Below are 13,448 nucleotides of genomic sequence, written 5' to 3'. Positions count from 1 at the left end.
AGAAAAGAAAGGGAGAAAAAGATGAACGAACACAGAAAAGGACGTGTAACGATTCCAACGGATGTAGATGTGGTTCCGGAAACTCTGGAACTGATGGAACGCTGGGGAGCAGATGCAATCCGTGATTGTGACGGAACGGAGTATCCGGAGGCATTGCGAAAGGTAGATGCGAAGGTATATTCGACCTACTATACGACGAGAAAAGACAATGCATGGGCGAAGGCGAATCCGGACGAGATTCAGCAGATGTACGTCATGACTCCGTTTTATACTGCTAAGGACGAACCGCTTGAGATTCATTTGATGAATCATCTGTATCCGGATATGCTGGCGGTGAATTCCCGTGATGACATCAAAAGATGGTGGGAGGTCATGGACCGCACGACAGGGGAGCCGCTGCCTGCCGAGGACTGGGAATATAACGAGGAGACGGGCAACGTGACGATTCCGGGCGTGAAGCCGTTTCATGATTACACGGTAAGCTTTCTGGCCTATATCATGTGGGACCCGGTACATATGTATAACGCAGTGACCAACGGCTGGAAGGACGTGGAGAAGCAGATCACCTTTGATGTGCGCCAGCCGAAGACGAAGGCGTATTCCATGGAGCGTTTGAAAAATTATATTCAGGATAATCCGCATATAGATGTGATCCGTTATACGACATTTTTCCACCAGTTTACTTTGATCTTTGACGAGTTTGCCAGAGAAAAATACGTGGACTGGTATGGGTATTCCGCATCGGTAAGCCCTTATATTCTGGAGCAGTTTGAGAAGGAAGCCGGATATAAGTTCCGCCCTGAATACATTATCGACCAGGGCTATATGAACAATACCTATCGTGTACCGACAAAAGAATTCCGTGATTTCCAGGCGTTCCAGAGACGGGAGGTGGCAAAGCTCGCCAAAGAGATGGTGAATCTTACCCATGAGTGCGGGAAAGAGGCGATGATGTTCCTGGGTGACCACTGGATCGGTATGGAGCCTTTCATGGATGAATTCAAGACGATCGGCCTTGACGCAGTTGTGGGTAGTGTGGGAAATGGTGCGACCCTTCGGCTGCTCAGTGATATTGAAGGAGTAAAATACATCGAGGGCCGTTTCCTTCCGTATTTCTTCCCGGATACCTTCCACGAGGGCGGCGATCCCGTGAGGGAGGCGAAGGTGAATTGGGTGACGGCAAGAAGAGCGATTCTTAGAAAACCGATCGACCGGATCGGCTACGGCGGCTACCTGAAGCTGGCAATGGAATTTCCGGAGTTCATCGATTATGTGGAAGAGGTGTGTGAGGAATTCCGCACCCTGTACGACAATATCAAGGGAACCGTTCCCTACTGCGTCAAGAAGGTGGCAGTTCTTAATAGCTGGGGCAAGATGCGTGCATGGGGGAATCATATGGTGCACCATGCGATTTACCATAAACAGAATTATTCCTACGCCGGGATTATAGAAGCGCTGAGCGGAGCTCCCTTCGACGTGGTATACATCTCCTTTGACGATATCAGAGAGAATCCGAAAGTTCTGGACGATATAGATGTGATTCTGAATGTGGGAGATGCCTACACTGCATATACCGGAGGAGAGAACTGGAAGGACGAGGCGGTACTGACGGCGATCAAGCGTTTCATCTACCAGGGCGGCGGCTTTATCGGCGTGGGTGAGCCGACGGCATATCAGTGGCAGGGTAGATTTTTCCAGCTCGCAAATGTGCTGGGCGTGGAAAAAGAGACCGGCTTCACTTTGAATGTGGATAAGTATAACTGGGAAGAGCATGAGCATTTTATCACTGAGGATTGCAAGGGAGAGATCGATTTCGGCGAGGGTAAGAAGAATATTTTTGCACTGGCGGACGCTACGATCCTGGGGCAGATCGATCAGGAGGTACAGCTTGCCGTCAATGAATTCGGAGAAGGCCGCAGCGTCTACATCAGCGGACTTCCGTACAGCTTTGAGAACAGCCGGCTCCTGTATCGTGCGATACTCTGGGCTTCCAGTTCGGAGGAAGAGCTGTATCGCTGGTACAGCACGAATTATAATGTGGAAGTTCACGCATATGTGGAAAATGGAAAATACTGCGTGGTAAACAACACCTATGAACCGCAGAAGACCACCATATATAAAGGCGACGGAACAAAATTTGATGTAGATCTGAAAGCGAATGAAATTATCTGGTATAAAGTGTAAATAGGGCATCTCGGTCATTCGCGGACTCTTTCCGCCATTGCCTTCACGGAGGACGCATACTCGGAAGGCGTCATACCCGTCACACTCTTGAATTGACGGGAAAAATAATGGATCGAGGAGTAGCCAAGCTGTTCGGAAATCTGAGTAAAGTTCAGGTGTTTCGTCCGGATCATTTCCTTGGCGGCACTGATCTTCATAGCAGAAAAATATTCGATGATCCCCTGATCGGAGCGCTCTTTAAATATTTTCTGGAGCTGGGAGCGCCCGACCAGGTTATCCCGGCAAATCTGATCGATGGTGACGGAAGAATCCAGTCGCCTTTCCAGATAATTGGTTACCCGGTTGAAAATCTCCGTGTCGCTTTTTCTCTTGATGGATTTGGAATTCTCGTACTTGGGAGGGTATTTATGCTGAGGAAGAGGGGTCGAATATTTGCGGAACATATGAATCAGAAAATGTTCCAGGTAGATGAGGATCAGCTGCTCAGCTCCGAACATATCCGGCTCCTTCTGCGGCATATTCTGCAAATAGGGATCGTCAAGCCGGCAGTCGAAACAGCGCCGTGCCTCTATGATGATATTTGCCAGAAGCTCCCGTCCGGTCTCGTCAATGTGAAGGACGCGTTTCCGGAAGAAATCCATTGCCTTGTCATTGCAGTCGAACGAGATGACGACCAGATTCGGCGCGACGGTTCCGTTCGCATTGACATCGTGGAACTCATTGGGCTGATGGAAAGCAATCTCGCCCTTTTTCAGCACGAGCTGGTTCATACCGGCAGTTACTTTCACTTCTCCTTTGTCTACGAAAATAAACTCCCAGAAATTATGAGATTCTCCCTCAAAAGAAAAGTCACTCATATATTCAAAATAGTGGATACTGTATATTTTTCCTACGGATATAGAATTCTTAAAAAGCGTTCCTTTATAACCCACTAGGCGCCCTCCTTTTTCAGACGGTAAATATGGTAAAAATGGCTTTTGGTTATATTATACAATATTATAACCTGATTTTTGTTAAAAAGCAATATTTTTACGAATATAGTGCAAATTAAGGGGAGGATATGATAAAGATTTTTGTGCAACTTTGTACTAGAATAACTATAAAGTTAAATTACATTAAGGAGGTAAAAAGTTATGAAAAAGAAGTTCATGTGCGCATTATTATGCGTAGCAATGATTGCTGCCACACTGGTTGGATGCGGTGGAAAATCCGGTGATGGAGACAGCAAGGGCGGCGACAAGCTGGTGTACTGGGCTATGTGGAGTGAGAACGAGCCGCAGGCCAACGTTATCAAAGAAGCAGTTGCCAAGTATACGGAAGACACCGGCGTTGAGGTTGACTTACAGTTCAAGGGACGTAATGGACAGAGAGAAGGTCTTCAGCCGGCACTTGATGCAAAACAGCAGATCGACCTTTTCGATGAAGATGTTAACCGTGTAAATGGTACATGGGGCGCTTACCTGTTGGATCTGGAAGAACTTGCAAAAGATTACGAGAGCAAGTATGGTAATGAAATCCTGTTTGCAATTGCTCGTAATGCATATGGCCAGACTCATGACGGAGATGCAACCTTACATACTATTCCGTATCAGCCGTCTATCTTTGGTTTCTTCTACAACAAGACCTTATTTGCTAAGGCCGGCGTTGAAGCAGCTCCGCAGACATGGGAAGAGCTTGATGCGGCTTGTGCTAAATTAAAAAAAGCAGGCATCACACCGATTACCGCAGATGACGCTTATATGACATCCTTCATCGGATATCATCTTGCAAGGTACATCGGACAGGATGGCGTTAAGTCTCTTGTTACAGGCAAGGAAGTTAACGGCGTAACAGTTACCTGGGATGATGAGAGAGTACTTGCAGCAGCAGAGAGCTTTGCAGATTTCGCTTCTAAAGGATATTTCTCAGCAAATATCGCTACTAACGCATATCCGACAGGACAGAATCAGGAATTCGCTCCTGGCGATGCAGCAATGGTAATCTGTGGTTCTTGGCTTCCGAACGAAGCAAAAGAGTCTGTAGCATCAGATCTTGAATGGGGATACTTCAACTATCCGTCAGTTCCGAACGGAACCGATGACAACACTGCAAACAACATTGCAAACCAGGTATTTGGTATCAACAAAGATTCCAAGATGGCTGAGCAGGCGTTTGAACTGATTACTTACATTACAACAGGCGAGTTCGATAAGAAGATGACAGAGCAGGCTCTGTGTATCCCGACTGATAAGTCAAACACCGACTGGCCGGCAGAATTGAAGGAAGTTAGTGGACCGTTCAATTCAACAACTACCTATTATGATTGGGCAGCAGGCGTTGAGAGCAACAACGACCTTACACCGACATTGTCAGAGAGCACACTTGAACTTGCAGGCGGCAAGCTTGACGCAGCAGGATTCGTTGCAGCAATGAAGAAGGCAGCAGGTCAATAATAGTAACCGGCACTGCCAAGTAGAAGAATTATGAATATGGCGGCAGGACGGTATGAAAACGCTGCCGCCATATTTTTAATTGCCAGGCATGCCTAAGTGAACGTCCAGTGGACGTTCATCCCGGTATTCATGGTGCGTAGGACGGTGCATTAAGAGAGGCACTTCTCACGGAAAGAAAAGGAGGGCAAATCATGAAGAAGAATAAGAAAATGATCGTTGGCTTTTTGGCGCCTGCAGTCATCATCTTCCTCATCGTATTTTTATATCCGATTGTCCGTACAATTATGATGAGTCTTTTCAAGATTGATTCAGTAACTGACGCAATGGAGAATTGGACATTTATTGGTCTTGGCAACTATCAGAAATTGTTCACAACGGCAATTTTTAGGAAAGCAATGTTTAACATCTTCAGAATATGGTCGATCGGTGGGGCGGTCGTAATGGTGTTATCACTGCTTTTTGCAGTTATTCTTACAAGCGGAATCAGAGGAAAGAAATTCTTCCGTGCTATCATCTATCTGCCGAATATTGTAAGTGCGGTAGCTCTTGCAACGATGTGGCTGCAATATGTATATAGCCCGAAGTTTGGACTTCTGAAAACATTTTTTGATGCTCTGGGACTTCATTCTTTGGCGGATACGCCGTGGCTGGATACGGATCATAAGTTCTGGGCATTGTTATTTGCATATTGTTTTGGTATGGTCGGATATCATATGCTGATCTGGATGAGCGGAATCGAGAGAATCAGCCCGGAGCTTTACGAAGCGGCTACCATTGACGGAGCGAACCTTCCGCAGCAGTTCCGTTATATGACTCTTCCGCTTTTGAAGGGCGTATTTAAGACCAATATTACCATGTGGTCTGTTAGTTCGGCAGCGTTCTTCGTCTGGTCGCAGTTGTTCTCGAGCGTTACGGCGAACGAGGCGACGATCGTTCCGGTGCAGTACATGTATATGCATACGTTCGGCGCAGGTAATGCGGTAACAGAGCGTAATGCAGGATACGGCGCGGCAATCGGTCTGATTCTTTGCCTGTGCGTGGTCCTTATATTCACGATTTGTAACAAGTTGATCAGAGATGATGATTTGGAATTCTAGAAAGGAGGAACAGTTATGGCGAAAGAAAAAGAAAACAAAGTAAAGGATAAAATTAACTGGAAACGAGAACTGAAACTGGCTCCTGGATATATCATCATTATTTTATGGATTATCTTTACCTTTATGTTATTGGGGTGGATCGTTGCGGCGAGCTTTTCTACAACGGCAGATATTTTTGCAGGAAAAGCGTTGAAATTCCCTACGGGACTGCACTTTGAGAATTATGCTCAGGCATGGGGCTCCGGCGGTGTTGCAACATTCTTTATGAATTCACTTCTGTATTCCCTGACGTCATGTGCACTTTTGATCATAATCTGTGCGCCGGCAGCATATGTACTTGCCAGATTTACGTTCCTGGGAAATAAAGTGATTCAGACAAGCTTTGTATCTGCAATGGGTATCCCGATCACCATGATCGTTCTTCCGCTTTTCTGCGTTGTGGCGAACATGGGAATTCTGAACAATGTAGCGGCAAGTAAGGTCACTTTGATTTTCCTGTATATCGGAATCAACATTCCGTATACGACGATTTTCCTTTTGACATTCTTCTCGAACCTGTCTCGTACCTATGAGGAGGCTGCGGCGATTGACGGCTGTCCTCCGACGAAGACATTCTGGAAGATCATGTTCCCGATGGCACAGTCCGGACTGGTCACGGTAACCATTTTCAATTTCATTAATATTTGGAATGAGTATTTCCTGTCACTTATTTTTGCGAACAGCAATGAGCTTAGACCGGTAGCGGTAGGTCTTTACGGAATGCTGCAGTCTATGCAGTACACAGGCAACTGGGCCGGAATGTTTGCGGCAGTTATCATCGTATTTCTTCCGACATTTATCTTATATCTCTTCTTGTCCGAGAAGATTATCGGTGGCGTAACCGGCGGTATCAAGGGTTAAGGAGGGACAGGAATGGATCAGGCATCACCAATTCAGATTGCTGAGGTAATTGCGAATTTTCGTTATGAAGGAAGATTGGTAAAAGGCGGCGTTTATGGAAGCGGTCATATCAACGACACCTATCTTCTGATATTTGAGATTGCCGATATGGGTAGGATTAAGGTCATTTTGCAGAGGATGAATAAAAGTATTTTCCAGAAGCCGGTGGAACTTATGGAGAATATTATGGGGGTCACGACGTATCTCCGTGATAAGATTAAAGAAAATGGCGGGGACTCGGAGAGAGAGACGCTGAATGTGATTCAGGCGTTGGACGGAAAATCTTATTATCGTGATTCACAAGGAGATTACTGGCGTTCTTATAAGTTCATCACGGATGCGACCAGTTATGACCAGGTGGAGAAGCCGGAGCATTTTTATCAGAGTGCAGTAACCTTTGGTAATTTCCAGTGTCTTCTGGCGGATTATCCGGCGGAGACGCTGCATGAGACGATCAAGGGATTCCATGACACGAAGGCAAGATTTGCGGTATTTAAGAAGGCTGTAGAGGAAGATGTGGCGGGCAGAGCAGCGTCCGTGCAGAAAGAGATTCAATTTGTTCTCGACAGGGAAGATATTGCAAATTATTTTTCCGATCTGCAGGCGGCTGGAGAGATTCCTCTTCGAGTAACGCATAATGATACGAAGTTGAATAATATCATGATCGACAATGAGACCGGAAAGGGCATCTGTGTTATTGATTTGGATACGGTTATGCCAGGGCTTGCTGTACATGATTTTGGGGATTCCATTCGGTTTGGGGCAAGTACCGCGGCTGAGGACGAGAAGGATTTGAGTAAGGTATCGTGCAGCATGGAGTTGTTCGAACTTTACACGAAAGGTTTCCTGGAAGGCTGTAAGGGACGGCTGACCGAGAAGGAGATTGAGCTTCTTCCTATGGGAGCGAAGTGTATGACTTATGAATGTGGAATGCGTTTCCTGACGGATTATCTGCAGGGGGATACCTATTTTAAGGTTCACAGAGAAGGTCATAATCTGGATCGCTGCCGGACGCAGTTAAGGCTCGTGGAAGACATGGAGCAGAAATGGGACCAGATGCAGGCGATCGTTAGAAAGTATTCATAAGAATTAAAAAGGGAAGCTGGAAGCCAGAGGCGGAGTGTGTTATGGCTTTCAGCTTTTTTTGTTGCTATAGTTTGATTTTTTACGAAAAAAAGGGTATGATATCGTATAGGTATTTTTTATACAGGATGCCGAAAATAACTGAAAAATTATGTGGTGGAGGAAGCGGAGAAGGTGCGGCTGTATGATATGAAGATGCTTCAAAGCGGCACCAGAATCGCGATTCCTTCTATTATGCAGCAGTCGATCGTGAGTATCGGTATGCTGCTGGTGCAGTCGGTAGTCAACGGATTCGGTTCTTCCGTGCTGGCAGGATATTCTGCAGGAACCCGGGTGGAATCGATCTGTATCGTGCCTATGATCGCTGTGGGAAATGCGGTTTCCACATTTACGGCGCAGAACCTGGGTGCCGGAAAGCCTGAGCGGGCCAAACAGGGATATCGTGCGGCGTATGGGATCATCATTGGATTTGATGTACTGATTTTTCTTGTGGTGAAGCTGTTCCACAACGAAATCATATCTGCATTTATCGAGTCCGGCGGCGGGGAAGCGTTTGATGTGGGAAATGCGTATGCTACATTTATCTGTTGGTTTTTTGTGTTGATCGGACTGAAGGCCATTACGGACGGAGTACTGCGGGGCGCCGGTGATGTGGGAGTCTATATGATTGCCAATCTGGTGAATCTGTTGATCCGTGTGGTGGTGGCAAATGTGTGTGCGCCGATCTGGGGCGTGCAGGCAGTATGGTATGCGATCCCGATGGGATGGGCGGCGAACTACATGATTTCTTTCGTCTGGTACCTGACTGGCAGATGGAGCAGGAAAAACCTGGTTTCATAGCAGATTGTTAAATAATTTCTTAATAATTCTAAAGAAATGCTAAGAATTGATACAAGTCTCTAAAACCCTGTTATAATAGACTTGTGTGAAATATGTATCAAACGAGGAGCAGGGCTTCATGGAGAGACGGAAGAGAGCAGCAGGGAATTTGATCCCCGTTTATGCGATTATACCGCTTTTGGCGTGTGTGGTCGTAAATTTCGGAGTTTATATTGGAACTGAGAAAATGACGGAGACGTGGAGGCATTACGATCTCACGTTATCGATAGATCGAATGATACCGGTGATACCGGTATTCACTATTATTTATTTGGGGTGCTATTTGTTCTGGATCGCGAATTATATTCTGATTGCGAGACAGGGAAGAGAGCACTGTATGCGTTTTATTACGGCGGACATTTTGTCGCGGATCGTGTGTGCGGTATTTTTTCTGGTGCTGCCTACGACGAATGTGCGTCCGGCACTTGCGGGAACGGATGTCTGGACCCGGATGCTGGATTTTGTCTATCAAATGGACGCGCCGACCAGACTGTTCCCTTCGATTCACTGTCTGGTGAGCTGGTTCTGCTATATCGGAATCCGCGGGCGGAAGAATGTCCCGAAGGCGTATCGCTGGTTTTCCTGCGTGTTCGCGCTTCTGGTCTGCATCTCAACTTTGGTGACGAAGCAGCATTACCTGGTGGATACGTTTGGCGGGGTGTTCCTGGCGGAAGCGATGTACTATCTGGCCAATCATACGGGAGTGTACCGCTATTTTGAGAGAGTGTTTGACGGGATTCTAAATGGAATTCAGAAGTTTAGTGAGAGCGTATCTGGTGTTGCAAAAAAGAGGGCGCAGGAAAAAGAAAGGTTGACTGTACCGGGTGAACTTGAGGTGGCAGATGCGGTAAGCAGTCGGGAAGAGCAGGAAGAGACGGCCAATCGTTACCCGGACAGGAAGAAGAGAATCTTAAATGCCGTGTTTTTGGCGATCGTATTCGTTCTTACCTTGTACAGTGTATTCAGAGGAGAGGATCTGCGGGGTGTCCTTCGGGCAATCACGCGGGTGAATCCATGGTATCTGCTCCCGGCAGTGGCGGGAGTGATCGTTTTCATCTGGGGTGAGTCGATCATTATCCACTATATGCTTGGAACGCTGGATATTTATACGAGGAAATGGACCTGCTTCCAGTATTCGTGTGTGGGATTTTTCTTTAGTGCGATCACACCTTCTGCCAGCGGCGGGCAGCCGATGCAGATCTACTATATGAGAAAGAAAAAAATACCGGTGCCGGTGGCGACGCTGGTGTTGATGATCGTTACGATTACATATAAAATGGTCCTTGTGTTTATCGGATTGTTTGTGGTCTTGTTCCAGAGGGGATTTGTGCATCGGTATCTGGAAGGGATCCTGCCGATCTTCTACCTGGGGGTGGGGCTCAATGTGGCGTGCTGTATATCGATGTCGGTATTGGTATTTCACTCGTCCCTGGCGAAATGGATCATGCTGAAAGGGCTTGCGTTATTAGAACACTTTCATATTTTGAAGAAAAAGCCGGAGAGAGGGCGAAGGCTTGCGGCATCCATGGATCAGTATAATGCCACCGCGGCCTATCTTGGCAGCCACGGAAGGGTGATTTTCCACGTGATGCTGATTACCTTTTTTCAGAGGTTCGCGCTGTTTTTTGTGACCTGGTTCGTGTATCTGGCGTTCGGGCTTCACGGAACCAGTATGTATGATGTGGTGATGCTCCAGGCTATTGTATCGGTCTCGGTTGATATGCTGCCGCTTCCGGGCGGAATGGGAATCAGTGAGAATCTGTTTCTGATTATTTTCCGTACCGTCTTTGCCGGGGGACTCCTTCTTCCGGGAATGGTCCTGAGCAGAGGAATTGCATATTATGTGCAGCTTTTATTCAGTGCTGTGATGACGGCTTTCCTGCATTTGACGATAAAGGAAACGGCGGATGAGAGGTGTTGCAGAAGATAGAGGATGATGGTGGAGGTTCAGTAGGAAGTACAGTTGGAAGGAAGAGAAGGATTATGATAGGATTTTATGATTATACAGTGGTTTTGACCTATATCAGCCTTGCGATTTCCATGTTTGGGATGACGCAGGCAGTTCACGGCTATTTCAGGACAGCAATTTTCTGTCTGGCGCTTTCGGGACTGTGTGATATGTTTGACGGAAAGATCGCCAGAACGAAAAAGAACCGGACGGAGGACGAGAAGGCGTTCGGAATTCAGATCGACTCCTTGTGTGATGTGGTATGTTTTGGAGCGTTTCCGGCTCTGATCTGCTACCTTCTCGGAGTGCGCGGACCAATCGGAATCGCAGTGATCGCGCTGTATTGTGTCAATTCGGTGATCCGGCTGGCATTCTTTAATGTGATGGAGGCGAAGAATGCGCTTGTGTCGGAGACTGGCGAGAAATTCTACCGGGGACTTCCGATCACGTCCATGGCAATCGTCCTTCCGATGACGTTTCTTTTGCAATTTGTTGTGCCGGATTTTGTATTTCGCGTTTTGCTGCATTTGGCGCTTTTGATCGTGGGTATGCTGTTTATCCTTGATTTTAAATTGAAAAAACCGAAGAACTCTACTTTGGCGCTTCTTGTTGTGATCGTAGGGGCGGCAGTGATGGTGATCTTTATGTTCAGCCGTTACCGCATCAGCTTCCATCCGGGGTGGCCGTGGCTTGGAATGAAAAAGCTGGTCGTGTAATGGGGAAAGTCAGAAAATTTGGCAGATAAGGGTGTATAACAGAAATGAAGAAAGAGTATGGAAGGATAGGCCGATGAAGTATATTGACAGAGAGGGAAATATTACGATAGAGGATTCCGGGCAGGACAGATTGCTGAAATGGTTGTATACGCATCACGCGGGACGGGGGATTATTCGTATTTTGATTAGGCCGGGCGTGTCGAAGCTGGCGGGACGCCTGCTTGGTCAGCGCTGGTCCACCTGTCTGATCAGCCCGTTTATCAAAAGAAACCATATTAATATGAGTTGTTATGAAAAGAAAATATATCCTTCCTATAATGCGTTTTTTACAAGAAAATTAAAGGAAGGGAAGCGCTGTCTTCCGGCAGATGAGCGGGTGCTGGTCAGTCCGTGTGACGGCAAGCTGAGCGTGTATCCGATTGGTAGCGGGACGGAAAAGGGCAGATTTTGTATTAAGCATACGGAATATACGGTCCGGTCCCTGTTGCGCTCTAAATACCTTGCCGACAGGTTTGAGGGAGGATATGTATGCGTATTTCGGCTGACGGTGGACGACTATCATCGTTATTGTTATGCGGCCAACGGCCGGAAATCAAGAAACCGGCGTATTCAGGGATTTTTCCATACGGTGAATCCGGCAGCGAACGCGGTATATCCGATTTATAAAGAGAATACGAGAGAATATTCCCTGCTTAAAAGCGACCATTTTAAGACAATACTTATGATGGAGGTCGGTGCGCTTATGGTGGGAAAGATCACGAACTACCACGGTGCATGTGAGGTGAAAAGGGGGCAGGAGAAGGGAAGATTTGAGTTCGGCGGTTCGACTGTCGTGTTGATGCTGCAGAAAGACGCGGTACAGATCGATGCGGATCTTCTGGAAAATACACGCCGGGGATTTGAGACCTATGTGAAGATGGGGGAGCGGATCGGAGTCGGGAAGTAAAGAATAGAAGGAAGAAAAAAGAGGACATCGAGGGTGATGTTCTTTTTTTATGCAATTAAGTAGAGAGAGAAAACCAGGCTGAAGGTCCGGTGAACATTCAGCCTGGCGTCATGCATATGACAAGAAGTTATGGAATTATTCCAGAACGGCATCGGCCGGAATGGATAAGGCTGCTTCTGCTGTTTGTCTGGTGAATCGCTTTTTGAAAATGATGGAGCCCACAAGACCTGCCGTGGTTCCGCCCAGGATCGCGAGTGCCAGAGCCAGAAGTACGGTAAGCGGCGGATTGAATGCGAAGGGGGCCAGAAGTCCCGGAATCGGGGATGCAGTTCCCGGCGCATTATTTACGATCCCAAGTGTGGCTGCTGCGATTCCTGCCAGCCCTCCGCCGAAGAAGTTGGAGCAGTAAATCGGAATCGGGTTGGAGGTGATAATATCTGCCTGGGTCAGAGGCTCCAGCATGACCGCGATCACGTTACTTCTGGCGCCGAGTTTCAGGCGTGCGAAGATAAGTCCATTCGTAAAGGAGCCGCCCACACATGCGATGGCTGCGATTCCCATCGCCAGTCCGTCAAGTCCCAGCATGGCAGTGAGCGCCATAGAACTAAGCGGAGAGGTACAGATCATTTTAATAATACCGCCAAGCAGGAAGCCCATGACAAGCGGAGACTGCTCTGCGGCTGCGGAAATGGTTCCGCCAATCTTTAAAAGTGTAGAATTTACAACGGGGTCAACTAAAATAGCGATGATTCTGGCGTAGGGGGCAATGATCAGCGCACCTGCGATGATATTTAACCCTTCCGGCAGCCTGCGCTCGAGGATCGGAGAAATCAGTCCTACCAGATATCCTGCGATGAAGCCGGGGAGTATGCCGTAACCCCCAACAGCAACTCCGGCGACTACTGCGAATATCGGATTGGCGCCCATGCTGATGGGAACCGTGATTGCCGCTGCGACGCCGCCAAGGCTGCCGGAAGTAGTGCCAAGTGTCTGGAAAAATTCAAGACCAAGCAGGTCGCCAGTAATATAGCGATGCACTGCCTCGATCAGAAAAGTAGCGATGGCGGCATTTGCCATACCACCCATGGCTTCTTGACCTTTAGGCATCTTCATACTGAACAGGGAGAACCCTGCGAGTGTAGCGAGTAATAGTCCGACTCCGGAAAGAATAGTCATCATAGAAAAAACCTCCTTCGATAATATTGTTATCACATGTTCTTTTTT

At 47.3% G+C, this 13,448-nt stretch carries 10 protein-coding genes and 2 pseudogenes; 10 read left to right on the top strand and 2 right to left on the bottom strand.

The window, feature by feature from the left end:
- Positions 1-21 precede the first annotated feature (21 nt).
- The gene (gnpA, locus tag ABXS75_16375; protein ID XCP84606.1) at positions 22-2,184 is read left to right on the top strand and encodes a 1,3-beta-galactosyl-N-acetylhexosamine phosphorylase; all 2,163 of its coding nucleotides are present in this window, start codon (positions 22-24) and stop codon (positions 2,182-2,184) included.
- 14 nt (positions 2,185-2,198) lie between these two features.
- Here gnpA and ABXS75_16370 read toward each other — a convergent pair whose 3' ends face one another.
- Entirely contained in the window at positions 2,199-3,116 is a 918-nt protein-coding gene (locus ABXS75_16370) for an AraC family transcriptional regulator (protein ID XCP84605.1), read from the bottom strand.
- A 201-nt stretch (positions 3,117-3,317) separates the two neighbouring features.
- On the opposite strand from ABXS75_16370, the gene ABXS75_16365 reads away from it, so the two are divergent.
- The 9 genes and pseudogenes from ABXS75_16365 to ABXS75_16325 all read left to right on the top strand — a co-directional run bounded on the left by ABXS75_16365 (position 3,318) and on the right by ABXS75_16325 (position 12,224).
- Positions 3,318-4,616 carry an ABC transporter substrate-binding protein gene (locus ABXS75_16365; protein XCP84604.1) on the top strand — a complete coding sequence of 433 codons (1,299 nt, stop codon included), beginning with the start codon at positions 3,318-3,320 and terminating at the stop codon, positions 4,614-4,616.
- 191 nt (positions 4,617-4,807) lie between these two features.
- Complete coding sequence (locus ABXS75_16360) at positions 4,808-5,713, top strand: sugar ABC transporter permease (GenBank protein XCP84603.1); 906 nt, start codon at positions 4,808-4,810, stop codon at positions 5,711-5,713.
- 15 nt (positions 5,714-5,728) lie between these two features.
- On the top strand, positions 5,729-6,613 hold the full coding sequence (locus ABXS75_16355; protein XCP84602.1) for a carbohydrate ABC transporter permease: 885 nt from the start codon (positions 5,729-5,731) through the stop codon (positions 6,611-6,613).
- Positions 6,614-6,625: 12 nt separating this feature from the next.
- The gene (locus ABXS75_16350; GenBank protein XCP84601.1) at positions 6,626-7,738 is read left to right on the top strand and encodes an aminoglycoside phosphotransferase family protein; all 1,113 of its coding nucleotides are present in this window, start codon (positions 6,626-6,628) and stop codon (positions 7,736-7,738) included.
- A 174-nt stretch (positions 7,739-7,912) separates the two neighbouring features.
- A pseudogene (locus ABXS75_16345) lies at positions 7,913-8,575 on the top strand (MATE family efflux transporter).
- Between the two features lie 118 nt (positions 8,576-8,693).
- A pseudogene (locus ABXS75_16340) lies at positions 8,694-9,302 on the top strand (phosphatase PAP2 family protein).
- A gap of 147 nt (positions 9,303-9,449) precedes the next feature.
- Positions 9,450-10,544 (top strand): lysylphosphatidylglycerol synthase transmembrane domain-containing protein, encoded by a 1,095-nt coding sequence (locus ABXS75_16335; protein ID XCP87181.1) that lies wholly within the window; start codon positions 9,450-9,452, stop codon positions 10,542-10,544.
- A gap of 53 nt (positions 10,545-10,597) precedes the next feature.
- Complete coding sequence (locus ABXS75_16330; GenBank protein ID XCP84600.1) at positions 10,598-11,278, top strand: CDP-alcohol phosphatidyltransferase family protein; 681 nt, start codon at positions 10,598-10,600, stop codon at positions 11,276-11,278.
- Between the two features lie 73 nt (positions 11,279-11,351).
- Positions 11,352-12,224: a phosphatidylserine decarboxylase gene (locus ABXS75_16325; GenBank protein ID XCP84599.1), complete on the top strand. Its 873-nt coding sequence runs from the start codon at positions 11,352-11,354 to the stop codon at positions 12,222-12,224.
- A gap of 135 nt (positions 12,225-12,359) precedes the next feature.
- Here the strand turns inward: ABXS75_16325 and ABXS75_16320 are convergent, their stop codons facing one another.
- Positions 12,360-13,400 (bottom strand): PTS sugar transporter subunit IIC, encoded by a 1,041-nt coding sequence (locus ABXS75_16320; GenBank protein XCP87180.1) that lies wholly within the window; start codon positions 13,398-13,400, stop codon positions 12,360-12,362.
- Positions 13,401-13,448 lie beyond the last annotated feature (48 nt).

This window comes from Roseburia hominis (assembly GCA_040702975.1).
Classification (GTDB): Bacteria; Bacillota; Clostridia; order Lachnospirales; family Lachnospiraceae; genus Allocoprococcus; species Allocoprococcus hominis_A.
Note: the sequence above shows the minus strand (reverse complement) of the source record. Positions and strands in the feature narration are given on the sequence as shown.

Bases quoted from the DNA above. Each gene is read 5' to 3' on its own strand.
- gnpA (XCP84606.1), top strand. From the start codon at position 22: ATGAACGAACACAGAAAAGGACGTGTAACGATTCCAACGGATGTAGAT.
- ABXS75_16365 (XCP84604.1), top strand. From the start codon at position 3,318: ATGAAAAAGAAGTTCATGTGCGCATTATTATGCGTAGCAATGATTGCT.
- ABXS75_16360 (XCP84603.1), top strand. From the start codon at position 4,808: ATGAAGAAGAATAAGAAAATGATCGTTGGCTTTTTGGCGCCTGCAGTC.
- ABXS75_16355 (XCP84602.1), top strand. From the start codon at position 5,729: ATGGCGAAAGAAAAAGAAAACAAAGTAAAGGATAAAATTAACTGGAAA.
- ABXS75_16350 (XCP84601.1), top strand. From the start codon at position 6,626: ATGGATCAGGCATCACCAATTCAGATTGCTGAGGTAATTGCGAATTTT.
- ABXS75_16330 (XCP84600.1), top strand. From the start codon at position 10,598: ATGATAGGATTTTATGATTATACAGTGGTTTTGACCTATATCAGCCTT.
- ABXS75_16325 (XCP84599.1), top strand. From the start codon at position 11,352: ATGAAGTATATTGACAGAGAGGGAAATATTACGATAGAGGATTCCGGG.
- ABXS75_16320 (XCP87180.1), bottom strand. From the start codon at position 13,400: ATGACTATTCTTTCCGGAGTCGGACTATTACTCGCTACACTCGCAGGG.